The sequence below is a fragment of the Streptomyces sp. CA-288835 genome (genome assembly GCF_050936385.1).
Taxonomy (GTDB): Bacteria; Actinomycetota; Actinomycetes; order Streptomycetales; family Streptomycetaceae; genus Streptomyces.
Genome location: NZ_JBNJMW010000001.1, coordinates 3,397,944 through 3,418,655, shown reverse-complemented (window position 1 = coordinate 3,418,655; position 20,712 = coordinate 3,397,944). Strand labels below are relative to the sequence as shown.

General features: G+C 69.4%; 24 protein-coding genes. 12 read left to right on the top strand and 12 right to left on the bottom strand.

Going from position 1 to position 20,712, the window contains the following annotated elements:
• Nucleotides 1-2: 2 nt before the first annotated feature.
• From ACQEVY_RS15285 to hisN, 6 genes are all read right to left on the bottom strand, one after another.
• Nucleotides 3-1,136 carry an ABC transporter substrate-binding protein gene (locus tag ACQEVY_RS15285; RefSeq protein WP_432948721.1) on the bottom strand — a complete coding sequence of 378 codons (1,134 nt, stop codon included), beginning with the start codon at nucleotides 1,134-1,136 and terminating at the stop codon, nucleotides 3-5.
• The gene (locus ACQEVY_RS15280; protein WP_165341110.1) at nucleotides 1,133-2,005 is read right to left on the bottom strand and encodes an ABC transporter permease; all 873 of its coding nucleotides are present in this window, start codon (nucleotides 2,003-2,005) and stop codon (nucleotides 1,133-1,135) included. Before ACQEVY_RS15280 ends, ACQEVY_RS15285 begins: the two co-directional genes overlap by 4 nt.
• Nucleotides 2,002-2,769, bottom strand: a complete 768-nt coding sequence (locus ACQEVY_RS15275) for an ABC transporter ATP-binding protein (RefSeq protein WP_432948718.1) — start codon at nucleotides 2,767-2,769, stop codon at nucleotides 2,002-2,004. Before ACQEVY_RS15275 ends, ACQEVY_RS15280 begins: the two co-directional genes overlap by 4 nt.
• Nucleotides 2,770-2,927: 158 nt before the next feature.
• The gene (locus ACQEVY_RS15270) at nucleotides 2,928-3,344 is read right to left on the bottom strand and encodes a Fur family transcriptional regulator (protein ID WP_328768775.1); all 417 of its coding nucleotides are present in this window, start codon (nucleotides 3,342-3,344) and stop codon (nucleotides 2,928-2,930) included.
• A 135-nt stretch (nucleotides 3,345-3,479) separates the two neighbouring features.
• Nucleotides 3,480-3,872 carry a CBS domain-containing protein gene (locus ACQEVY_RS15265; RefSeq protein ID WP_432948716.1) on the bottom strand — a complete coding sequence of 131 codons (393 nt, stop codon included), beginning with the start codon at nucleotides 3,870-3,872 and terminating at the stop codon, nucleotides 3,480-3,482.
• A 172-nt stretch (nucleotides 3,873-4,044) separates the two neighbouring features.
• Complete coding sequence (gene hisN, locus ACQEVY_RS15260; RefSeq protein ID WP_328768773.1) at nucleotides 4,045-4,845, bottom strand: histidinol-phosphatase; 801 nt, start codon at nucleotides 4,843-4,845, stop codon at nucleotides 4,045-4,047.
• Nucleotides 4,846-5,043: 198 nt separating this feature from the next.
• Between hisN and ACQEVY_RS15255 the strand changes: the two genes are divergently transcribed.
• On the top strand, nucleotides 5,044-5,658 hold the full coding sequence (locus ACQEVY_RS15255) for a TetR/AcrR family transcriptional regulator (protein ID WP_432955226.1): 615 nt from the start codon (nucleotides 5,044-5,046) through the stop codon (nucleotides 5,656-5,658).
• A gap of 7 nt (nucleotides 5,659-5,665) precedes the next feature.
• Here ACQEVY_RS15255 and ACQEVY_RS15250 read toward each other — a convergent pair whose 3' ends face one another.
• From ACQEVY_RS15250 to ACQEVY_RS15235, 4 genes are all read right to left on the bottom strand, one after another.
• Nucleotides 5,666-5,989, bottom strand: a complete 324-nt coding sequence (locus ACQEVY_RS15250; RefSeq protein ID WP_328768771.1) for a DMT family transporter — start codon at nucleotides 5,987-5,989, stop codon at nucleotides 5,666-5,668.
• 132 nt (nucleotides 5,990-6,121) lie between these two features.
• A complete protein-coding gene (gene rsgA, locus ACQEVY_RS15245) occupies nucleotides 6,122-7,132 on the bottom strand; it encodes a ribosome small subunit-dependent GTPase A (RefSeq protein ID WP_432948713.1) in 1,011 nt (336 codons plus the stop codon).
• A gap of 16 nt (nucleotides 7,133-7,148) precedes the next feature.
• Nucleotides 7,149-8,465, bottom strand: a complete 1,317-nt coding sequence (aroA, locus tag ACQEVY_RS15240; protein ID WP_432948711.1) for a 3-phosphoshikimate 1-carboxyvinyltransferase — start codon at nucleotides 8,463-8,465, stop codon at nucleotides 7,149-7,151.
• A 92-nt stretch (nucleotides 8,466-8,557) separates the two neighbouring features.
• A complete protein-coding gene (locus tag ACQEVY_RS15235) occupies nucleotides 8,558-9,280 on the bottom strand; it encodes a M50 family metallopeptidase (protein ID WP_432948709.1) in 723 nt (240 codons plus the stop codon).
• Nucleotides 9,281-9,331: 51 nt separating this feature from the next.
• Between ACQEVY_RS15235 and ACQEVY_RS15230 the strand changes: the two genes are divergently transcribed.
• The 4 genes from ACQEVY_RS15230 to rsrA all read left to right on the top strand — a co-directional run bounded on the left by ACQEVY_RS15230 (nucleotide 9,332) and on the right by rsrA (nucleotide 12,077).
• A complete protein-coding gene (locus ACQEVY_RS15230) occupies nucleotides 9,332-10,147 on the top strand; it encodes an SOS response-associated peptidase (protein ID WP_432948707.1) in 816 nt (271 codons plus the stop codon).
• A 1-nt stretch (nucleotide 10,148) separates the two neighbouring features.
• Entirely contained in the window at nucleotides 10,149-10,793 is a 645-nt protein-coding gene (locus ACQEVY_RS15225; RefSeq protein ID WP_432948705.1) for an alpha/beta hydrolase family protein, read from the top strand.
• Nucleotides 10,794-11,082: 289 nt separating this feature from the next.
• A complete protein-coding gene (gene sigR, locus ACQEVY_RS15220; protein ID WP_328768765.1) occupies nucleotides 11,083-11,766 on the top strand; it encodes an RNA polymerase sigma factor SigR in 684 nt (227 codons plus the stop codon).
• Nucleotides 11,763-12,077 carry a mycothiol system anti-sigma-R factor gene (gene rsrA / locus ACQEVY_RS15215; protein WP_432948703.1) on the top strand — a complete coding sequence of 105 codons (315 nt, stop codon included), beginning with the start codon at nucleotides 11,763-11,765 and terminating at the stop codon, nucleotides 12,075-12,077. The genes sigR and rsrA overlap by 4 nt, the downstream gene beginning before the upstream one ends.
• 86 nt (nucleotides 12,078-12,163) lie before the next feature.
• On the opposite strand, the gene ACQEVY_RS15210 is transcribed toward rsrA, so the two are convergent.
• On the bottom strand, nucleotides 12,164-12,529 hold the full coding sequence (locus ACQEVY_RS15210; RefSeq protein ID WP_432948701.1) for a hypothetical protein: 366 nt from the start codon (nucleotides 12,527-12,529) through the stop codon (nucleotides 12,164-12,166).
• A 154-nt stretch (nucleotides 12,530-12,683) separates the two neighbouring features.
• On the opposite strand from ACQEVY_RS15210, the gene ACQEVY_RS15205 reads away from it, so the two are divergent.
• The 7 genes from ACQEVY_RS15205 to ACQEVY_RS15175 all read left to right on the top strand — a co-directional run bounded on the left by ACQEVY_RS15205 (nucleotide 12,684) and on the right by ACQEVY_RS15175 (nucleotide 19,625).
• Entirely contained in the window at nucleotides 12,684-13,058 is a 375-nt protein-coding gene (locus ACQEVY_RS15205) for a hypothetical protein (RefSeq protein WP_328768762.1), read from the top strand.
• Nucleotides 13,055-13,909: a DUF4388 domain-containing protein gene (locus ACQEVY_RS15200; RefSeq protein ID WP_432948699.1), complete on the top strand. Its 855-nt coding sequence runs from the start codon at nucleotides 13,055-13,057 to the stop codon at nucleotides 13,907-13,909. The genes ACQEVY_RS15205 and ACQEVY_RS15200 overlap by 4 nt, the downstream gene beginning before the upstream one ends.
• A 544-nt stretch (nucleotides 13,910-14,453) precedes the next feature.
• Nucleotides 14,454-14,843 carry a roadblock/LC7 domain-containing protein gene (locus tag ACQEVY_RS15195; RefSeq protein WP_432948697.1) on the top strand — a complete coding sequence of 130 codons (390 nt, stop codon included), beginning with the start codon at nucleotides 14,454-14,456 and terminating at the stop codon, nucleotides 14,841-14,843.
• Between the two features lie 143 nt (nucleotides 14,844-14,986).
• Entirely contained in the window at nucleotides 14,987-15,994 is a 1,008-nt protein-coding gene (locus tag ACQEVY_RS15190; RefSeq protein ID WP_328768758.1) for a tetratricopeptide repeat protein, read from the top strand.
• A gap of 162 nt (nucleotides 15,995-16,156) precedes the next feature.
• Nucleotides 16,157-16,807, top strand: coding sequence for a peptide deformylase (def, locus tag ACQEVY_RS15185; protein WP_432948695.1), 651 nt, complete (start codon nucleotides 16,157-16,159; stop codon nucleotides 16,805-16,807).
• Nucleotides 16,808-17,175: 368 nt separating this feature from the next.
• The gene (gene cyc1, locus ACQEVY_RS15180; protein WP_432948693.1) at nucleotides 17,176-18,261 is read left to right on the top strand and encodes an epi-isozizaene synthase; all 1,086 of its coding nucleotides are present in this window, start codon (nucleotides 17,176-17,178) and stop codon (nucleotides 18,259-18,261) included.
• The gene (locus ACQEVY_RS15175; RefSeq protein ID WP_432948691.1) at nucleotides 18,258-19,625 is read left to right on the top strand and encodes a cytochrome P450; all 1,368 of its coding nucleotides are present in this window, start codon (nucleotides 18,258-18,260) and stop codon (nucleotides 19,623-19,625) included. The genes cyc1 and ACQEVY_RS15175 overlap by 4 nt, the downstream gene beginning before the upstream one ends.
• A gap of 24 nt (nucleotides 19,626-19,649) precedes the next feature.
• On the opposite strand, the gene ACQEVY_RS15170 is transcribed toward ACQEVY_RS15175, so the two are convergent.
• Nucleotides 19,650-20,630, bottom strand: coding sequence for a helix-turn-helix domain-containing protein (locus ACQEVY_RS15170; RefSeq protein ID WP_432948689.1), 981 nt, complete (start codon nucleotides 20,628-20,630; stop codon nucleotides 19,650-19,652).
• Nucleotides 20,631-20,712 lie beyond the last annotated feature (82 nt).

The window sequence follows — 20,712 nt, the reverse complement described above, 5'->3', positions numbered from 1 at the left end:
GGCTACGGCCGGTGGCCCACCGCCTCCCCATACAGCGCGCGGTCGACCAGGCGGGACTCCGGGAGAGGGTCCCCCTCCGAGACACCTGCTGCGCGGTACGCGGACTGGAGGCGGTTCGTCGTCCCGGCGCGGATCTCCCAGTCCATGCGGAGGGAGGGCGTCGACTCCAGGACCGTACGGTCCGTCTTCATGAGCTTGGCCAGCTCGGCCACGAAGACCGGGTCCTTCTTGTAGTCGTCGGCGAAGTACGTGTTGATCGTGCGGATGTACGCCCGCAGCAGCGCGACCCCCGCGTCCACGTCCTCGGTCAGCAGGTTCGGGCCGAACAGCATGCCGCCCAGGGGTTCGCCGGCCGGCTGGCCCCCGAGGAAGGCGAAGCGGTCGTCGCCGTCGACCTTGCGCCAGACCGGGTCGAGGAGCCAGGCGGAGTCGACGCCGCCGTTCTGCAGAGCGGTGAGGACGTCGGCCGAGCCGAGCGCCTGGAACTGGACCTCGTCGAGGCCGCCGCCGTGCTTCTTCAGGGCCTTGTTCATCGGGTACGCGATGACCGACCCCTTGCCGATCATCGTGCCGAGCTTGCGGTCGGCCATGGGGACGTGCGACGCGCTCTCGCCGTCCTTCAGCCGCACCCACAGGCCGCTCTTCGACTTCGGGTCGGGCGAGAAGTTCCCGGCGACCCACTTGATGTCGAAGCCGCTGTTGACGCCGTTGATCACGGCGGCCTCGGGAGCGGCCCACTGCGCGTCGATGTCACCCTTCGCGAGCAGCGGCAGCGCGTCCGGCGTCGGCAGCACCTTCAGCGTGACGTCCAGGCCCTCCTTCTTGAACTCACCCTTCGCCACCGCCACTTGAAGCGGAGCCACATATTCCGCACTGAGTGTGCCCGTCGCGATCGTCAGCTTCCGGCGCTCGGTCAGAGGCTGTGGGGCCGGGGTGCCCTCGGCGCAGCGCGCGGGGGCGCGGTCGGCCGCCAGGTCCGCCGGATCCGTCCAGCTCCCCTCCCCACAGCCGGACACCGCCTTGATGGTGCGCGGCTCGGACGCCCCCGCGCCCTCCCCGGAGTCCTGGGCGGCACACCCCGCCGAAACCAACAGCGCACCCGCGGCCAGCACGGCACCGTATGCGAAACGCCTCATGACTGCCCCCGTCCCCGGTCGCGCGGCGCCCACGGAGTGAGCAACCGCCCCAGAATCCGCACCAGTTCGGAAAACACGACGCCGAGTACGGCGACGCAGACGATCCCGACGAACATCACGTCGTTCTGGAAGAGAGCCCGCGAGTCGAAGATCAGATGGCCCAAACCGTTCGCCGCGGCGATCTGCTCCGAGGCGACGATGACCAGCACCGCCACCCCCGCCGCGATCCGCGCACCCACCAGCACCGCGGGCAGCGAGGCCGGAAGCAGCACATGCCGGAACATCTGCCAGGACGAGGCCCCGAAGACCTGCCCCGCGTCCCGATACCCGGCCGGTATCGACATCACGGCCGACATCGTGGAGATCCACACGAAGAAGAAGACGGTGGCCGCCACGAGCGCCACCTGCGGTCCCTCGCCGAGCCCGAACATGTTCAGGAAGATCGGCAGCAGCGCGAGCTTCGGTACGACGTACAGCGCGTCCAGAAGCGGCTCAAGTGCCGCGCGTACGAGGGAGAGCGAGCCCATCAGCAGGCCCAGCGCATAGCCCGAGGCCGTGCCGATCGCGTATCCGGCGAGTACGCGCTTGAGGGTGGCCCACACATCCGGCCACAGGTCGCCGGCTGCCGCGCGGTCCCAGCCGTCGGCCAGGATCGTGGTGGGCGCCGGGTAGACCCGGTCGTCGATCCAGGCCTGGGCCGCGGCCAGTTGCCACAGCAGGACCAGCAGCAGGGGCACTGCGAGGGCGAGGGACAGCTCCAGGGTGCGGCGCCTGCGGTGGGTGCGTACGGGGTGCAGTTCCTGCGGGCCCGGGCGGCGGACCAGTACGGCTGCCGCATCGGTACGTTCCTTGCGTACGGCCGTGTTCATGCGGGCACCGCCTCCGGGCGCAGCAGCTGCCACAACTCGCTCTTCAGGGCGGTGAATTCGGGGGCCGAGCGGACCTCGCCGGAGCGCGGGCGCGGGAACGGCGGGCGGCGTTCGGCGATGAACCGGCCCGGGCGCGCCGACATGACCAGGACACGGTCGCCGAGGACGATCGCCTCCTCCAGGCTGTGGGTGATGAAGAGGGTGGTTGTGCGGGTCGTCTGGGTGAGTTCCAGGAGCTCGTCCTGGAGGATCATGCGCAGCTGGGCGTCGAGTGCGGCGAACGGCTCGTCCATCAGCAGGATTTCGGGCTCCACGGCCAGCGCGCGGGCGATCGCCACGCGCTGGCGCATCCCGCCGGAGAGCGTGGCGGGGTACGCGGAGGCGAAGTCCGCGAGGCCCAGGCGCTCAAGCCAGTCACGGGCGCGGGCGTTCGCCTCGCGGCGCGGGACGCGCTGGATGTCCAGGCCGAAGCGGACGTTCGCGAGGACGGTCTTCCAGTCGTAGATGCCGTAGTCCTGGAAGATCATGGCGGCCGGGCGGGAACTGGTGGTGCGGATCGCCAACTCGCCCGTGCTGGGGCGCAACAGGCCCGAGGCGATCCGCAGGAGCGTGGACTTTCCGCAGCCGGACGGGCCGACGATGCAGACGAACTCGCCGGGAGCGACGGTCAGGTCCAGCGGGCCCAGGGCATCCACGGCCGAAGGGCCCCGGCCGAAGGTCCGGCTCAGATCAGTGGCTTGGAGTTTCGGGTGCGGCTCTCCCACGGTGTCTCCTCGCGGAGTGCGGTACGGACTGGTGGGTGCCGTCGACGATATGACGGTCCGTCAGATTCGGGAAGTCCGCGCGCAGCAGAAAGCCCCGGCTCCCATGGGGTGCCGGGGCTTCGAGGAGTCGTCCGTAAGGATCGAGTCGTTCGTATGGATCAGGCCGCCGCGCAGTTCGGGCACACGCCCCTGTACGTCACCTCGACCGCCGAGACCGTGAAGCCGAAGCGCTCGGTGTCGGGGAGGTCGGAGAGGGGGTCGCCGCTCGGGTGGACGTCGCGGATCGCGCCGCACTGGGCGCAGACCAGGTGGTGGTGCGGACGATGCGCGTTCGGGTCGTACCGCTTGGCGCGCTTGTCCGTGGCGACTTCCATCACCTCGCCGAGCGAGACCAGCTCACCCAGCGTGTTGTAGACGGTCGCGCGGGAGATCTCGGGCAGCTTGGCGACCGCGCGCGCATGGACCTCGTCGGCCGTCAGATGGACGTGGTCGCCGTCGAGGACCTCGGCCACGACGCGGCGCTGCGCGGTCATGCGCCAGCCGCGTCCGCGCAGTCGTTCCAACAGGTCACTCATAAAGCGCAGTCTAACAGCCGGTGAAGCCAATCCCGAACGGGTGTGATTTTGGAGCACTACTCGACTTGGACGTTATCCAGAGTGGCGACGCGAGCGGGCCGGATTCCCTGATGGCGCTCCGGCCCGCTCTGCCGCTCAAGCCGGTGCGTGCTGCCGTAGCGGAGCCCAGCAGCGGATGATGTCGCGGACGGAGACGATGCCGATGGGCTCCTCATGGTCGAGGACGATCAGATGCCGGAAGCCGCCGTGCGTCATGGCGTGCGCCGCTTCCTCCAGCGTCCAGGACGGCGCGGCGAACACGACGTCGGTGGTGGTGTGGGCGTGTGCCCGTTCGGCGTCCGGGCTCTGGCCCAGGCCGACGGAGTTGAGGATGTCGCGCTCGGTGAGGATGCCGAGGCCGGTGCCGTCGGGGTCGAGGACCACGGCCGCGCCGACGCGTCGTGCGGACATCAGCGCGGCGGCCTGCCGGAGGGTGTGATCGGGTCCGATGGTGAGGACCACCGTGCTCATGGCGTCGCGGACGAGCATGGACGGAGCCACCTCCTACGAATCCGTTCGTTAACGGATTCACAAGTTCACAAGTGGGGGGACTCTCAGAGTCGCAGTTAAAAGGGGAGTCAACAAGAGGGCGTGTACGAGCGCTTTTGGGGGCGCTGTCTTCCGGTGAGCGCCGGTGGCCTCAACCGGCCTCGGATCGGGCTCAGTAGCGGTGGTTCAGGTAGCCCAGCAACTCGTCGTGCAGGAGGCCGTTCGACGCGGCGGCGTTCCCGCTGTGCGGGCCCGGGCGGCCGTCGAGGCCGGTGAAGCTGCCGCCCGCCTCGGTCACGATGATCGCGTTCGCCGCCATGTCCCACAGCGACAGTTCCGGCTCCGCGCAGATGTCGACCGAGCCCTCGGCGACCATCATGTACGGCCAGAAGTCGCCGTACGCGCGCGTGCGCCACACCTCGCGGGTCAGGTCCAGGAAGCCGTCCAGCAGGCTCCGCTCCTCCCAGCCGCCCAGCGAGGAGTACGCGAAGGAGGCGTCCGACATCCGCGAGACCCGCGAGACGTGCAGCCGGGTCGCGGAGGACAGACTGCGCCCGTTGAACGCGCCGTGCCCCTTCGCAGCCCACCAGCGGCGGCCCAGCGCGGGCGCGGAGACGACACCGACGACGGGCTGGTAGCCGCCCTCGCCTGCCTCCATCAGGGCGATCAGAGTCGCCCACACCGGCACCCCGCGTACGTAGTTCTTGGTGCCGTCGATCGGGTCGATCACCCAGCGGCGCGGGCCCGTGCCCTCGACTCCGTACTCCTCGCCGAGGACCGCGTCCCGCGGGCGGGCCCGCTGCAGGTGGCCGCGGATCAGCTCCTCGGCGGCCTTGTCGGCCTCGCTCACCGGCGTCAGGTCAGGCTTGGTCTCGACCTTGAGGTCGAGCGCCTTGAATCGGTCCATGGTCGCGGCGTCGGCGGCGTTCGCCAGGACGTGGGCGAGGCGCAGGTCATCGCGGTAGTCGGGCATGGCTGCACCGTATCTGCCCACTTCGGCCGGGGGCCATACCGTCCAGGTGGTCGGCACAGGACCTCCCCGCCGGTGCGGTGATCACGTCCTCCGCGCGCACGGCAGCGACGTACGCCCCCTCGATGCCGCCGCGAACCCTTGACAGTGCGCCCATCCGCGTCAACTCTGAGCGGCAGAGCCGATCGCCCCAGGGAGGCGCTGATGCCTGCAGCCCGGGAATCCCTCCTCGACGCCGCCTATACGTCGCTTGCGCGCCGTCCGTGGTCCGCGGTGCGGATGGTCGATGTGGCCGCCGTGGCCGGGGTCTCCCGGCAGACCCTCTACAACGAGTTCGGCAGCAAGGAAGGGCTCGCGCGGGCCCTCGTACGGCGGGAGGCCGACGCCTATCTCGCCGGCGTGGAGCGCGCTCTGGTGAGCCACGGCGAGCCGCGCGAGCGGCTGGCGGCGATCGCAGAGTGGACCGCTTCGGCGGCTCGCGGGAACCCGCTGGTGCGGGCGGTGCTCACCGGGTGCTGGAGCGAGCGGCTGCCGTCGCCGACCCTGTCCGCCGTGCCGTCCTCCTCCCCGGTGCCAGCGCAGCGTCGGGCCGATGGGCCGCTGCCGTCGCCGGGGGACTTCGTACAGGTGGTACGGGACCGGGCGGTTGCTTCGCTTACGGCGGTGGGGGCGACGAAGTCGGAGACGGCGGAGCTGGCGCGGGCCTGTGAGCTGGTGGTTCGGCTGGGGTTGTCTTGTGTGCTGGCTCCAGCCGGGGAGGGGGGTACGGTCGGCCTGGTTCGGGACGCCCTCGCAACCGTGCGGGTGGTGAGTTGAGTGGCGCTCAGTGCGACGAGCCCGACAGCTGCAGGCCGATCACTCCCACGATCACCAGCGTGATCGAGACGATCTTCAGGGTGGAGACCAGGTCGCCCAGGAAGATCATGCCGTAGATCGCGGTGCCGGCCGCGCCGATGCCCGTCCAGACCGCGTACGCGGGGCCGACGTCGAGCTTCTTCAGGGAGAGGGTGAGGAGGCCGAAGCTGCCCAGGGCGAAGATGGCGAAGGCGACTGTCGGCCAGAGCCTCGTGAAGCCGTGTGAGAGTTTCAGGCAGACGGCGAAGCCCGTCTCCAAGAGACCGGCGACGACAACCAGCAGCCACGCCATGTGATGCCCTCCCACGCTCCGTGACCGCTTCGTCTGGCTTAAGGTCCCGCTTGGTGCGATTATGCCTTTACCGTCGTGGCGGCGATGCAAACAAAACTGAGGTCACCGGCGATCAGTCGCCGTTCGCCGCCGTCAGTCGCCCTCGCGCCGCTCACGCGTAGCGAGCAGCCGCCGCAGCGAGTAGAGCCGGGCCGGATCCGCGTGGCCCTCGGCCACCCACTCGTCCAGCGCGCAGTCCGGTTCGTCGTGGCTGCACGCGCGCGGGCAGCCCTCGGTCCCGGGCTCCAGGTCCGGGAACGCGTGGATGACCCGGGACGGGTCCACGTGGTGCAGCCCGAAGGACCGTACGCCCGGAGTGTCGATCAACCAGCCGTCATCATCCGGCAACGGCAGGGCGAGCGCCGATGTCGTCGTGTGTCGTCCACGGCCCGTCACCGCGTTCACGACGCCCGTCGAACGCCGCCGCTCCTTGGCCACGAGCGCGTTGACCAGTGTCGTCTTGCCGACTCCCGAGTGCCCGACGAACGCCGTGATCTTGCCGTCCAACTGCTTGCGCACCCGGTCCACGGCCTCCCCGCTCTCCAGTTCCGCACGGCTGGTCACGACGTACGGCACCCCCAACGCCCCGTACAGCTCAAGGAGTTCGTCCGGCGGGGCGAGGTCCGACTTGGTGAGCACGAGCAGCGGGTCGAGTCCGCCGGCGTACGCGGCGACCAGGCAGCGGTCGATCAGGCGTGGGCGCGGCTCGGGGTCGGCGAGGGCGGTGACGATCGCCAGCTGGTCGGCGTTGGCGACGACCACGCGCTCGTACGGATCGTCGTCGTCGGCGGTGCGGCGCAGCACCGAGGTACGCGGCTCGATGCGGACGATGCGGGCCAGCGTGTCCTTCTTGCCGGTGAGGTCGCCGACGATGGCCACCCGGTCGCCGACGACCGCCGCCTTGCGGCCCAGTTCGCGGGCCTTCATGGCGTACACCACCCGGTCCTCGACGAGGCAGGTCAGCCGGCCCCGGTCGACCGTGAGGACCATGCCTTCGGCGGCGTCCTCGTGCTTGGGCCGGATGTTCGTACGCGGCCTGCTGCCCTTGCGGCCCGGGCGGGTGCGGATGTCGTCCTCGTCGGTGTGCTTGCCGTAGCGGCGCATGGTCCGTGTCCGCCCGTCAGTTCCCGAGCATTCCGGTCCACAGGTCGGGGAAGTCCGGCAGGGTCTTCGCCGTCGTCGCCACGTTCTCGATCTGGACGTCCGGCACGGCGAGACCGAGGACCGCGCCCGCGGTGGCCATGCGGTGGTCGTCGTAGGTGTGGAAGACGCCGCCGTGCAGCGGACGCGGGCGGATGTGCAGTCCGTCGGCGGTCTCGGTGACGTCGCCGCCCAGCTCGTTGATCTCCTTGGTGAGCGCGGCAAGGCGGTCCGTCTCGTGCAGGCGCAGATGCGCCACGCCCCGCAGGGTGGACGGCGAGTCGGCGAGGGCGGCCACCGCCGCGATGCCGGGGGTCAGCTCGCCGACCTCGCCGAGGTCCACCTCGATGCCGTGGATAGCGCCGGAACCGGTGAACTCCAGGCCCCGGTCGGTCAGTTCGCAGGAACCGCCCATCTCGGTGAAGATCTCCCGCAGCCTGTCACCGGGCTGGGTGGTGTGCACGGGCCAGTCCGGGACGACGACCCGGCCGCCGGTGACCAGGGCCGCCGCCAGGAACGGCTGGGCGTTCGACAGGTCGGGCTCGACCGTCAGATCGCGGCCGAGCAGCGCGCCGGGCGTGACCCGCCAGACGTTCGGCTCGCCGCCCGACTCCGGGGTGTCCACCTGGGCGCCGACCGACCGCAGCATGTCGACCGTCATCCGGATGTGCGGCATGGAGGGCAGCGTCGAGCCGGTGTGCCGTACCTCGACGCCCTGGTTGAAGCGCGGACCGGACAGGAGAAGCGCTGAGACGAACTGGCTGGACGAGGACGCGTCGATCTCCACAGGCCCGCCCTCCAGGGCCCCGCCGCCGTGCACGGTCAGCGGCAGCGCGCCACGGCCGTCGTCGTCGATACGGGCACCGAGGGCGCGCAGCGCGTCGATCACGCCGTTCAGGGGACGCTCGTACGAACGCGGGTCGCCGTCGAAGCGGATGGGGCCGTCGGCGAGCGTGGCGACCGGCGGAAGGAAGCGCATCACCGTGCCGGCGTTGCCGACATCGACCGTGGCCGGGCCGTGCAGGCCCGAGGGGATGACACGCCAGGCCTCGCCGGAGCCGTCCGGGCCCACGCCCTCCTCGATGCCGACGCCCATGGCACGCAGGGCGTCGGCCATCAGCACGGTGTCGCGGGAGCGCAGGGGGCGGCGCAGCCAGCCGGGCTCGGCCGCGAGAGCGGCCAGCACCAGGGCCCGGTTGGTGACCGACTTGGACCCGGGCACGTGGACCGTCGCGTCGACGGCTCCGCTCGCGTGCGGGGCGGGCCAGAGGGCGGTGTTCTCGGGGTTCGGGGCCATGAACCCACTCTATAAGCAGGGGCTCGGTCGGTTGTCTGACGACTGCGGGTGCGTTGTGGCTGGTCGCGCCCCATTGGGGGGCGCGCCGTGCGTCAGACCTGCAGAAGCCACCTGCCCCCTCCTATCAGGGAGCACAGCGACACCGCGTGGAACAGGAACAGCCACATTCCGGCCGGGACATGGGTCAGCCGGGACAGCTGGTCCGCGTCCGAGTCGCCCGCATTGCCCCGGCTGCGCTTGGCCTGGAGTTCGAAGGCCGGGCGTACGCCGCCAAGGAGCAGGAACCAGACCACCGCGTACGCGAACGCCGCCTGCACCTGAGGGCCCGTCAGCCAGGACACCGCCACGAACGTGCCGCCGGTGAGGAGCACCGTGAGGGCGCCGTACGCGTTGCGGATCATCACCAGCATCGCCACCAGGAGCAGCGTGGCCAGCCACAGGAGCGCGGTGATGTGACCCGCGGCGAGCAGCGCGGCGCCGCCGAGGCCCAGCAGCGGGGGAGCGGTGTAGCCGGCCGCCGCGGTGAGGATCATGCCGAGACCGGTCGGCTTGCCGCGGCTGACCGTGAGGCCGCTGGTGTCGGAGTGCAGCCGTATACCGCTGAGACTGCGGCCGGTGAGCAGCGCGACCAGACCGTGGCCGCCCTCGTGGGCGATGGTGATGGCGTTGCGCGAGAGCCGCCACAGGCCGTGCGGGACGATCACGGCGAGAGCGGCGACCATGGTGGCGCCGACCACCCAGAGGTCGGGGTCGGGCTGGCTGCCGAACACCTCGTCCCAGAGGGTGGCCAGGGAGGTGGCTGCGATGGCGTCCATTGTGTGCGGGAGTCTCCTCGTCGTCGCGCCAAGTCTGGCAGTGTGGCACGTATGTGCGGACGTTATGCGTCGAGTCGTAGGCCCGAGGATCTCGCAGGAATCTTTGAAGTCGAGAAGTGGGAGCCGGAGGAACAGTTCGAACCCGACTACAACGTGGCCCCCACCAAGGACGTCTACGCGGTACTCGACCGTCCTCTAAAGGACGCCGAAGACCCGAAGCCGGTTCGCCAGCTGCGCCGGCTCAAGTGGGGCCTGGTGCCGTCCTGGTCGAAGACCCCCGAGGGCGGCGCCCGGATGATCAACGCGCGCGCGGAGACCGTGCACGAGAAGCCCTCGTACCGGCGGGCCTTCTCCTCCCGGCGCTGCATCATCCCCGCGGACGGCTATTACGAGTGGGTGACCGGCAAGGCCGAGCGCGATCTGGAGGCCGAGGGCAAGAAGAAACGGCCGCGCAAGCAGCCGTACTTCGTGCTGCCCGCCGACGGTTCCGTCTTCGCGATGGCCGGGCTGTACGAGTTCTGGCGGGACAAGACGCTGCCCGACGACCATCCGCAGTCCTGGTGGGTGACCTGCTCCGTCATCACGACCGAGGCGGAGAAGTCGCCCCTCGCGGTGGCCCCGGCCGACGGCCCGCACGTTCTGGCCGACATTCACCCCCGTATGCCCCTGATGCTCACCCCCGACCGCTGGGACTCCTGGCTCGACCCGTCCCGCACGGACGTCGAGGACCTGCGCTCCCTGCTCGAGCCGCCCCCGCCGGGCCTGATGCGCGCCTACCCCGTCTCCACGGCGGTCAGCAACGTACGCAACAACGGCCCCGAGCTGCTCAAAGAGCTGGAGGGGCCCGAAGAGGGCACACTCTTCTGACGTGACGCAGAGCAATGAACTCGTAGAACTTGTGGAGACGGACGCGGGTACGGCCCGTGTCACCTGGCACAGGGCGAAGCAGGCGCGGCTGGTGCTCGCCGCGAGCCACGGGGCCGGCGGCGGTATCGAGGCGCGGGATCTGCGCGCCCTCGCCGCCGAGCTCCCCGCGCACGGCGTGACCGTCGCCCTCGTCGAGCAGCCCTGGCGGGTGGCGGGCAAGAAGCTGGCGCCCGCGCCGAAGACGCTCGACGTGGGCTGGCGCGGAATCTGGCCGACCCTCGCCGGAGGCGGCCTGCCGGTCGTGGCGGGCGGTCGCAGCGCGGGCGCCCGCGTGGCCTGTCGTACGGCCAGGGAACTGGGCGCCGCCGCAGTCCTCGCCCTCAGCTTCCCGCTGCACCCGCCGGGCAAGCCGGAGAAGTCGCGCGCCGACGAGCTGCTCGGGGCCGGTGTGCCCACGCTCGTCGTCCAGGGCGGCAACGACCCGTTCGGGAAGCCGGAGGAGTTCCCGGAAGGTCCGTACGACCTCGTGGAGGTGCCGTACGGCGATCACGGTTTCGCCGTGCCCAAGCGTGCCGAGATCGGTCAGGAGCAGGCGCTGGGGATCCTCACCGAGGGGGTCGTGAAGTGGCTTGCGTCACTCGCATAGGCCCGCGCAACGGGGCGGGAATGATGCGGTAGCGGCCTCTGTTGAGAGCGGCAGTAGTACTCACACCGAGTACTTACCGTTCGTAGGAGAGGAAGTCCGCCGCATGGGTTCGACCATCTGCCCGAACCGTCCCGGTGCAACTGACCTGGACTGGTCCGTCCTGCATGCGGCAAAGACCGTCCCCGTACGGGCGGCCGGGGGACCCAATCGGCGCGCCGCCCAGACCACAGGTCGTCTATCCTCCGATTCGAGTGGGACCGGTTTCGGTTCGACGACATCGTTTGAGGAGGTGGGTCCGGTCACTGGGACCGACGCAGGGACCGACTACGGCCAGGCGGAGCAGCCCGAGGGCCGGGGCAGCGGTACGGAGTCGACCGCCGAGCGCAACGCGCGCTTCGAGCGGGACGCCATGGAATTCCTCGACCAGATGTACTCGGCCGCGCTGCGCATGACGCGCAACCCGGCCGATGCCGAGGACCTGGTGCAGGAGACGTACGCGAAGGCGTACGCGTCCTTCCACCAGTTCCGCGAGGGCACCAACCTGAAGGCCTGGCTGTACCGGATCCTCACGAACACCTTCATCAACTCGTACCGCAAGAAGCAGCGCGAGCCTCAGCGCAGTGCGGCCGAGGAGATCGAGGACTGGCAGCTGGCGCGTGCCGAGTCGCACATGTCGACGGGTCTGCGCTCCGCCGAGTCGCAGGCGCTCGACCACCTGCCCGACTCGGACGTGAAGGAAGCGCTCCAGGCGATCCCCGAGGAGTTCCGCATCGCCGTCTATCTGGCGGACGTTGAGGGCTTTGCGTACAAGGAGATCGCCGACATCATGGGGACACCCATCGGTACGGTGATGTCCCGGCTGCACCGGGGCCGCCGCCAACTGCGCGGCATGCTCGAGGACTACGCGCGTGAGCGCGGACTGGTCCCGGCCGGCGTCGGAGAGTCGAACGAAGCGAAAGGCTCGGGCTCATGAGCTGCGGAGACCCGCACGAGACGGACTGCAGTGAGGTCCTCGATCATCTCTACGAGTTCCTCGACAGCGAGATTCCGCCCGCCGATCGCGACAAGTACAAGCAGCACTTCCGGGAGTGCTCGCCGTGCCTGGAGAAGTACGGGCTCGAAGAGGCCGTGAAGAAGCTGGTCAAGCGGTGCTGCGGCCATGACGACGTGCCGACCGATCTTCGGTCGAAGGTCATGGGCCGTATCGAGATGATCCGCTCCGGCGAGACCGTCCCCGACCACGATGTGACGGCCGCGCCCCGGGTGACGCCGCAGGAGTCCTGACCTCCCGCCCCGTCACGTACATACGCGTACACCGTGACCCCCGAGGGATCACGGTGTACGTCAGCGGGTCTGGTCGCGCGGCCCGTTCAGACCTCCAGGCCGTTCTCGATCCGCTTCAGGCCGTGCCGGGCCAGCGCCAGGTTGCTGCGGGACCGGTCGAGCGCCAGGTAGAGGAAGAGCGTTCCCTTGCTGCTGGTGAGTGGCCGGATCAGGTGGTACTGCTTGCCCAGCGTGATCAGGATGTCCTCGATCACGTCGTCCATGGCCAGTGAGGCCAGGGTGCGCATCTTGGACCGTACGACTTCGGTGTTGCCGGCCGCCGCGAGCTCCAGGTCGAGGCCTTGGCCGCCGCCCAGCGTGCCGAGCGACATGCCGCTTTCGTAGTCGACGAGGGCCACGCCGATCGCGCCCTCCACCGCCATGGCTTCCTTCAGCGCGGTGTCGATGTTCATGCCGTTGCCCCAATTCCTCGGTGCTGCTGACCGGTCGGTGTCCGGCCAACTACGATCGGCTGCAAGCGCTTACGGGTCGTAAGCGGTCAACTTCGTGGCGAGTTATGGAAGTTGACAGTCAAAGTACTGTGCGGCCCAGGGAGGTGGAGGGGGAATGGGGGAAAAAGGTACGGCGCTCCAGGCTTCCCTGGACCGGCTCCTCGATTCCCCGGGAGTCACCGGCGTCGCCCTTATCGACGCGGTCACCGGTCTGACGTACGGCACCGCGGGAGACATCGCCGAGGCGGGTGACGGGCCGGAGGTCTCCGAGTTCGCCGCCCTCATCGCCGAACGGCTGGGCGCGGCAGGTGCCGACGGGGAGTTGGAGAGCGTGGTCACCACCAGCACGAAACGTCATCAGGTGCTGTTCTCCGTGGTACGACCCGGGGGTGATCCGCTGATCCTCGCGGCCGGCCTCGACCGGGACCGGGCCAATATGGCGCTGGCCCTGCGCAGTCTGGGCGACCGGGCCGCGGAGGTACTGGCGTGACGGCGCCCACGGCACGCAATGTGCCCGCACTGCTGCAGGGCCTTCGCGCGGAGAGCTTCACCGGAACGGTGCGCGTCTCCGGCACACCAGGCGGATCGATTCACCTGCGGAACGGGCTGGTGGGCGCGATCGAGACACCGGGCGCTCCGACCGCCACATCGACGCTGCTCACCTCGAGGCGGATCGGTGACGAGGACTGGCTGGCCGCCTGCGCCGCGGAGCCCGACGCGGACCGGCTGGGCGGACACCTGGTGGCCGAGGGCCTGATCGGCGCCGCCGAACTCGAAGTCGTCTGCACCGCGGCCGTGTTCGACGCGGCATTCGCCATGGCGCTGAGTCCGCGGGGCAGTTGGGAGTTGGGCGACCGGGAGCCCGTACTCCTCGCGGAGCCGGGCGTCGAGCCACGACGGCTGACCGAGGAGGCCTCCCGGCGCGTGGCGCTGCTGTCGCGTCTGTGGGGGCCGCCGGGCGAGCTGACACGTGTCCGGCCCTCCCCGGTCGCCGGTGCAGGGACGCGTGGCTCCGACGGGTGGCTCGCACGTCGGCACCGGGACGTGCTCGACACCGTTAACGGACGTCGTACGCCACGAGACATCGCCTTCGCGCTGGGCCGCGGACTGTACGCGGTGATGCTCGACCTGATCCGCATGGAGGCCTTGGGCATCGTCCAGTGGGGGAGCAGGACGACCGCCGACGGTCGGCCGAGCACCGCGCCTCGTGTGCCGCGGGCCGAGCCGACCAATGCCGTACGGAGCACTGCCGTACGGCCCCCCGAGGCCGCGCCGCTGCCGAAGCGTAGACCCGGCGCGTCCCCCGCACAGGACGTCGGACAGAAGAAGAAAGGAGGGTAGTGAGCAGCGACGACGACCGAGCGGCACAGCCCCGGGAACGCGAAGAAGCCGCGCCCCCGGACGAGCAAGAGCACAAGCGCGAAGAAGAAACAGAGCAAGAGCAAGAGCAAGAACGCGGACAAGAGCCAGAACAAGAGCAAGTACGCGGACAAGGATCAGAGCAAGAAGCGCAAGATCAAGAACCGGAGCAGGAGCAAGAACGCGAACGAGGCAGCGCCTCTACGAGCGCCCGTCCTCCGCCGGATGCCGATGCCGAAGCCGGTTCTTCACCCGCGCCCCCACCGTTGCCCGTACGCCGACCGCTGCCCAGACGCGATGCCGCACCGGCCGCGCCCGCACTCCCGCCTGCTCTCTTGTCGATGCTCACGGCCGAGGAACTGGCCGCCGAGGCGCCTTCTGTCGACATGCTGCGGCGCGTCCGCCGGGCGCTGCGGGACCTCCCGGATACCGACTGAAATCCCCGGCGGGAATCTCCGGCCGACTCCGCCGAGTACGCCTCGAACATATCAGCACCGCATATGCCAGGACCCAAGGAGCACCAACCATGACCGAAAACCCATCACCCGATTCCCTGACCGGCATTCTGACCTCGCTGCGTGAAAGGGTGATGGGGGTCTCCGAGAGCGTCCTGTCCACGGTGGACGGCCTCCTCGTCGTCGCGGACATCGACACCGTTCACCCCGAGTCCGTCGCCGCCCTTGCCGCCGCGACCCTCGGTGTGGGACGTCGCATGGCCGATACCGCCGGGGTCGGTGCGCTCCGCGAGGTGGTGGCCCGCTGCGGTTCGGGTCACGTCATCGTCGTCGCCGTCGGCGACCGTGCCCTGCTCACGGTCAAGGGCGACGACGGGCTCGATCTCGCCGCGTTCCAGCGCGAGTCACCGGCCACAGTTGAACAGCTGACCAAAGCGCTCGCCTCCGACGTGTCGCGTTGAGCGGTCTGACCCCCGTCCTGGCTGGGTAACCCCTGGGTAATGAGCGCCCGTCCGGCCGTACGTGGTTGGATGCGAGGAAGAGGACAACAGGGGGCACAGTCCAGCCCGAGGCTGCACGCTCTTCGACGAACTGGCAGGCGGGAATGAGGATCTTCGGCAAGGGACGGCACCGGCCCTCCGCCTCATGGCGGCAGGCCACCGACCGCGCGTTCACGCTGATAGGCGACGGCCGGTACGAGGACGCGGGAGCGCTGCTCACGCGTGCGGCGGACCTGGAGCCCTGGCTGTCCGAGTCCTGGTTCAACCTCGCTCTGCTGCACAAGTTCCGGCACGACTGGGAACAGGCGCGGGCCGCGGGCCTCAGGGCCGTGGCACTGCTCGACCGGGCGACCGGGGCGCCCGACTGGTGGAACGTGGGCATCGCGGCCACCGCCCTGCAGGACTGGCCCCTCGCCCGGCGGGCCTGGCAGGCGTACGGGCTGAAGGTGCCCGGAGGCACCACTCGGCCGAAGCCCGGGGGAGGCGCCACCGCCTCCGGAGAACCGGTGGGGATGGAGCTGGGCAGCGCGGCCGTACGGCTGTCGCCCGAGGGCGAGGCCGAGGTCGTATGGGGGCGCCGGCTGGACCCGGCCCGGATCGAGGTGCTGTCCATTCCGCTGCCGTCCTCCGGGCGGCGCTGGGGTGAGGTCGTCCTGCACGACGGGGTACCGCACGGCGAGCGGACCACGGCCGCCGGGCACGCGTATCCCGTGTTCGACGAGATCGAGCTGTGGGCGCCCTCACCGGTCCCCACCTGGGTCGTACTCCTGGAAGCGGAGACCGAGGACGACCGGGACGCCCTGGAGCGGCTCGCGGCCGACGCCGGCTTCGCCGCCGAGGACTGGTCGTCCTCCGTGCGGCTGCTGTGCCGTATGTGCTCGGAGTCCCGGATGCCGTCCGACGAGGGCGACGGCGAGCATCTGGATCCGCACGATCACAGTGAGCCGGGGCATCCGGGGCCGCTCGGGCATCGCACGGACGGGCAGCTGTGGATGCCGGAGCGGGAGTGCGGGCTTGCGGCCCCTGCCTCGCTGGTGCGGGGTTTGTTGGACGGGTGGGTTGCGGACAGTCCGGACACCCGGGACTGGCGGGATCTCGAAGAGGTTTGTTAGGGGTTCCAAGGACCGTTGTCGGCCGCGGGCCGTGTGTGGCTGGTCGCGCCCACGCGGCGGAGCCGCATGTAGGCACAGTCCCGCGCCCCTTCGGGGCGCGTATGGCGCCGTAGGCTGTACCCGAACTTTTTCTTGAGGATCCCAGGAAGGCATACGTCGGTCATGGCGCAGCAGGACACCGATCAGCAGCACGCGGGCGTGCTCCCCGTGGACGACGACGGCTTCGTCATCGACACCGAGGACTGCGAGGAGCGCGAGGCGGCGTACCGCGAGCGCGGCACCTCGCGGCCCATCACGGTCGTCGGGAACCCCGTGCTGCACAAGGAGTGCAAGGACGTCACCGACTTCGGCGACGAACTGGCCAAGCTGGTCGACGACATGTTCGCCAGCCAGCGCACCGCCGAGGGCGTGGGCCTGGCCGCCAACCAGATCGGCGTCGACCTGAAGGTCTTCGTCTACGACTGCGGGGACGACGAGGGCAAGCGCCACGTCGGCGTGGTCTGCAACCCGAAGCTCGTCGAACTGCCCGCCGACCAGCGCCAGTTGGACGAGAGCAACGAAGGCTGCCTGTCCGTGCCCACCGCGTACGCGCCGCTCGCCCGCCCCGACTACGCCGAGGTCACCGGGCAGGACGAGAAGGGCAACCCGATCAAGGTGCGCGGCACGGGCTACTTCGCCCGCTGCCTCCAGCACGAGACGGACCACCTGTACGGCTACCTCTACATCGACCGGCTCTCCAAGCGTGAACGCAAGGACGCGCTGCGACAGATGGCCGAGAACGAGCCGCGCTATCCGGTCGTGGCCAACGACTGACCGTCCGCGTCCGCTGTCGGTGCCCTGCCGTCCGCCTTGTGAACGATGGCCGAACGGCCGGGGCAGGAAATGACAGTTGGGGTCAACGCGTCCCCATGCATCCCTCTGCCAACGAAGCCTGGTCGGAAATCCCTTCCGACCAGGCTTCGTTCGTATGTCCGTCGGACGTTCGATCCCGTTTGTTCTTCATAGAACCAAAATGAGTCACGCAAGAGGGCGTTCTCGGCACCATGGGGTAGTGAGGGGAGCAGATCTGTTCCCTAACAGTCGGTTTTCGTGCTTCATGGAAGGGCGGGGATACGCAAACGACACATGCCCAGCGCAGCGAATGGGGCATATGTCAACAGGCGGCTGAGAGGGGTTTGTTCGTGCCTGCTTTCTCACAGAGCACCGCAACAACGCACACCCGGGTCGCGGTTCCACCGGCGCTCACTCTCCCGGTGATCGAGACCGAGTTTCCCCGGCAACTCCATCCGTATTGGCCCAGGCTTCAGAAGAACACCAGGGCCTGGCTACTGGAAAAGCGCCTGATGTCGCCCGACAAGGTCGCGGCTTACGCCGATGAACTGCGCTACACGGACCTGATGGCCGGCTACTACATCGGTGCGCCGGACGACGTACTCCAGGCGATCGCGGACTACAGCGCGTGGTTCTTCGTCTGGGACGACCGGCACGACCGTGACGTGATCCACAAAAGGCCGCTGGCCTGGCGACGCCTCAAACACCAGCTGCACGCGGCCCTTGACTCTCCTCAGGACCATCTGCATCACCGGGATCCCGTGGTCGCGGGGTTCGCGGACAGCATGGTGCGGCTGTATTCGTTCCTGAGCAGGCGGTGGAACGCCCGCTTCGCGCGGCATTTCCACGCCGTCATCGAGGCGTACGACCGGGAATTCCGCAATCGTACGACGGGAATCGTGCCCACCGTCGAGGAATATCTCACTCTGCGGCGGCTGACCTTCGCGCACTGGATCTGGCTCGATCTGCTGGAACCGAGCGCGGAGTACGAACTCCCCAGGGCCGTACTGAAGAATCCCGCATACCGGCGGGCGGCCTTGCTGTGCCAGGAATTCGCCGCCTGGTACAACGATCTGTGCTCACTCCCCAAGGAAATAGCGGGAGATGAAGTCCATAATCTCGGAATCAGCCTCATTCACCATGAAGGGCTGACACTGACCGAGGCCGTCACAGAAGTAAGGCGACGAGTCCAGGGCACCATCACCGAATTTCTTCGGGTGGAAAAGGAGGTATTGCGGTACGCGGACCGGCTCGACGACGGATCCGCGCGCGGCGCCGCATTAGCGGCCGCCGTGAGGGCGTGTCTGCGCAATATGCGGAACTGGTTCAGTTCCGTGTACTGGTTCCACCACGAGTCCGGCCGATACCGGGTGGACAGCTGGGACGACCGCTCCACACCCCCCTACGTCAACAATGAAGCGGCAGGTGAGAAATGACCGTCGAGTCCGTGAAACCCGCGCCCACTGAGGCGCGTGAGCCGCTGGAACCCCCACTCGTCCGAGGCGGGCTGCCCGTTCTCGGCCACAGCTGGAAGATGGCGCGCGACCCGCTGGGATTCCTCACCCGGCTGCGCGACCACGGCGAGGTCGTACGGATCAGGCTGGGCCCGAAGGCGCTGTACGCAGTCACCACCCCGGAGCTCACCGGAGCCCTGGCGCTCAACGCCGACTTCGGGATCGGGGGCCCGCTGTGGGACACCCTGGACGTCCTGCTCGGCAAGGGAGTCGCGACCACCGACGGCGCCGTGCACCGGCGCCAGCGGCTGACGATGCAGCCGTCGTTCCGCAAGGATGCGATCGCCCGGTACGAGCAGGTGATGGCCGAGGAGGCGCACGCCCTCGCCGAACGCCTGCGGCCGGGCGACAAGGTCAACATGACGGCGGAGGCGTTCCGCATCACCGCCCGCGTCATGGCCCGCTGCATGCTGCGGATCGAGGAGACCGACCAATTGGCCGAGCGCGTGCACACCGCGCTCAGCACGATCTTCGAGGGCATGTTCCGGCGGATGGTCCTCTCGTTCGGCCCGTTCTACCGGCTGCCGATTCCGTCCCACCGCGAATTCGACCGTGCGCTGGCCGAAATGCACCGGCTCGCCGACGAAGTCGTCGCCGAGCGCCGGCCCGCCGTGGACAGGCCCGAGTGTTTGCTGACGGCTCTGCTCGAGGCGAAGGACGAGAATGGCGAACCGATAAGTGATCAGGAGGTGCACGACCAAGTCGTCCAGGTTCTCGTGGCGGGCACGGAAACGACCGGGGCCACGTTGGCGTGGATCTTGGACTTGCTCGCCGAGCATCCGGAACACGCGGAGCGAGTGAGCGAAGAAGTGAAATCCGTGGTGGGTGATCGCACAGTCACGTTCGGCGATATCAGGAAGCTGACCCACACGAACAATGTCATCACCGAGGCGATTCGCCTGCGGCCCGCGGTCTGGATTCTGATGCGCCGGGCACAGACCGAAACCGAACTCGGCGGGTATCGCATTCCGGCCGGTGCGGACGTCGTCTATAGTCCGCTGGCCATCCAGCGCGATCCGAGGTCGTACGAGCGCCATCTGGAGTTCGACCCCGACCGCTGGCATCCGGAACGCGCCAAGGACGTCCCGAAGTACGCCATGGCTCCGTTCAGCGTCGGCAGCCACAAGTGCCCGGGGGACCACTTCGCGATGGCCCAACTCGCCATCGTACTGGCGACGTTGATCCCGAAGCTGCGCTTGGACTACGCGCCCGGGGCGGACCGCTCGACCCGGCTGGGCATCACGCTGCGGCCGAGGCGGCTGATGATGCAGGCCGTACCACGCTGAACCCGCGTACCGGCGGGCGCACGTTCAGGCGACCTCGGGCTCCTTGTCCTGCGGGCCCCTGAACGTGCGCCGGTACGCCTGCGGGGTCGTCCCCAGCGACCGTACGAACTGATGGCGCAGCGCGGCCGCGGTCCCGAACCCCGTACGACCCGCGATCGCGTCCATCGTCTCGTCCGTCGCCTCCAGCAACTGCTGGGCCAGCAGCACCCGTTGGCGCAGCAGCCAGCGGTACGGCGTGGTACCGGTCTCCTGCTGGAAACGGCGCGCGAAGGTGCGCGGCGACATGTGCGCACGGCCTGCGAGCTGCTCGACGGTCATCTCCTCGTCGAGGTGGCGCTCCATCCACACCAGCACCGCGCCGACCGTGTCGCACCGGGACAGGGGCAGCGGCCGCTCGACGAACTGGGCCTGGCCGCCGTCCCGGTGCGGCGGCACGACCATCCGCCGGGCGATCTTGTTCGCCACCTCCGTGCCCTGTTCCTTGCGGACGATGTGCAGACAGGCGTCGATACCGGCGGCGGTACCGGCCGAGGTGATCACCGGGTCCTCGTCGACGTACAGCACATCGGGCTCGACGGTCGCTCGCGGATAGCGGCGACGGAGCTCGTCCGCGTGCCGCCAGTGCACCGTGCAGCGCCGCCCGTCGAGCAGTCCGGCCGCGCCGAGGATGAAGACGCCGGAGCAGACGCTGAGCACGCGCGCGCCGCGGTCGGTGGCCCGGCGCAGGGCGTCGAGCAGCTCGGGCGGGTACGCGCGATCCATGAAGTCGCTCCCGGCCGGTACGGCGATCAGGTCCGCCTCTTCGAGCCGGTCGAGCCCGTACGGCGTGGAGACTGTGAACCCGGCGACATGGGTGCTGAGCGCCGGGCCCTCCGCCGAGACGACCGCGAAGTCGTACACGGGCAGGCCCTCGTCGCTGCGGTCGAGGCCGAACACTTCGCAGAGGACGCCGAGTTCAAAGGGATGCACACCGTCGAGCAGGACCGCTGCCACGTTGCTCAGCATGATCCACCTCGCATGGATGCGCAGGTCAACGGAGACTTCGGCCGGGGGTCCGGGGGGTGTCCCCCGGGATGGCACAGCAGCA

Excerpts from the sequence above, each read along its gene's own strand:
- ACQEVY_RS15285 (WP_432948721.1), bottom strand. The coding sequence starts at position 1,136 with ATGAGGCGTTTCGCATACGGTGCCGTGCTGGCCGCGGGTGCGCTGTTG.
- ACQEVY_RS15280 (WP_165341110.1), bottom strand. The coding sequence starts at position 2,005 with ATGAACACGGCCGTACGCAAGGAACGTACCGATGCGGCAGCCGTACTG.
- ACQEVY_RS15270 (WP_328768775.1), bottom strand. The coding sequence starts at position 3,344 with ATGAGTGACCTGTTGGAACGACTGCGCGGACGCGGCTGGCGCATGACC.
- ACQEVY_RS15265 (WP_432948716.1), bottom strand. The coding sequence starts at position 3,872 with ATGCTCGTCCGCGACGCCATGAGCACGGTGGTCCTCACCATCGGACCC.
- hisN (WP_328768773.1), bottom strand. The coding sequence starts at position 4,845 with ATGCCCGACTACCGCGATGACCTGCGCCTCGCCCACGTCCTGGCGAAC.
- ACQEVY_RS15250 (WP_328768771.1), bottom strand. The coding sequence starts at position 5,989 with ATGGCGTGGCTGCTGGTTGTCGTCGCCGGTCTCTTGGAGACGGGCTTC.
- rsgA (WP_432948713.1), bottom strand. The coding sequence starts at position 7,132 with ATGCGCCGCTACGGCAAGCACACCGACGAGGACGACATCCGCACCCGC.
- aroA (WP_432948711.1), bottom strand. The coding sequence starts at position 8,465 with ATGGCCCCGAACCCCGAGAACACCGCCCTCTGGCCCGCCCCGCACGCG.
- ACQEVY_RS15235 (WP_432948709.1), bottom strand. The coding sequence starts at position 9,280 with ATGGACGCCATCGCAGCCACCTCCCTGGCCACCCTCTGGGACGAGGTG.
- ACQEVY_RS15230 (WP_432948707.1), top strand. The coding sequence starts at position 9,332 with ATGTGCGGACGTTATGCGTCGAGTCGTAGGCCCGAGGATCTCGCAGGA.
- rsrA (WP_432948703.1), top strand. The coding sequence starts at position 11,763 with ATGAGCTGCGGAGACCCGCACGAGACGGACTGCAGTGAGGTCCTCGAT.
- ACQEVY_RS15210 (WP_432948701.1), bottom strand. The coding sequence starts at position 12,529 with ATGAACATCGACACCGCGCTGAAGGAAGCCATGGCGGTGGAGGGCGCG.
- ACQEVY_RS15205 (WP_328768762.1), top strand. The coding sequence starts at position 12,684 with ATGGGGGAAAAAGGTACGGCGCTCCAGGCTTCCCTGGACCGGCTCCTC.
- ACQEVY_RS15195 (WP_432948697.1), top strand. The coding sequence starts at position 14,454 with ATGACCGAAAACCCATCACCCGATTCCCTGACCGGCATTCTGACCTCG.
- ACQEVY_RS15190 (WP_328768758.1), top strand. The coding sequence starts at position 14,987 with ATGAGGATCTTCGGCAAGGGACGGCACCGGCCCTCCGCCTCATGGCGG.
- def (WP_432948695.1), top strand. The coding sequence starts at position 16,157 with ATGGCGCAGCAGGACACCGATCAGCAGCACGCGGGCGTGCTCCCCGTG.
- ACQEVY_RS15175 (WP_432948691.1), top strand. The coding sequence starts at position 18,258 with ATGACCGTCGAGTCCGTGAAACCCGCGCCCACTGAGGCGCGTGAGCCG.
- ACQEVY_RS15170 (WP_432948689.1), bottom strand. The coding sequence starts at position 20,630 with ATGCTGAGCAACGTGGCAGCGGTCCTGCTCGACGGTGTGCATCCCTTT.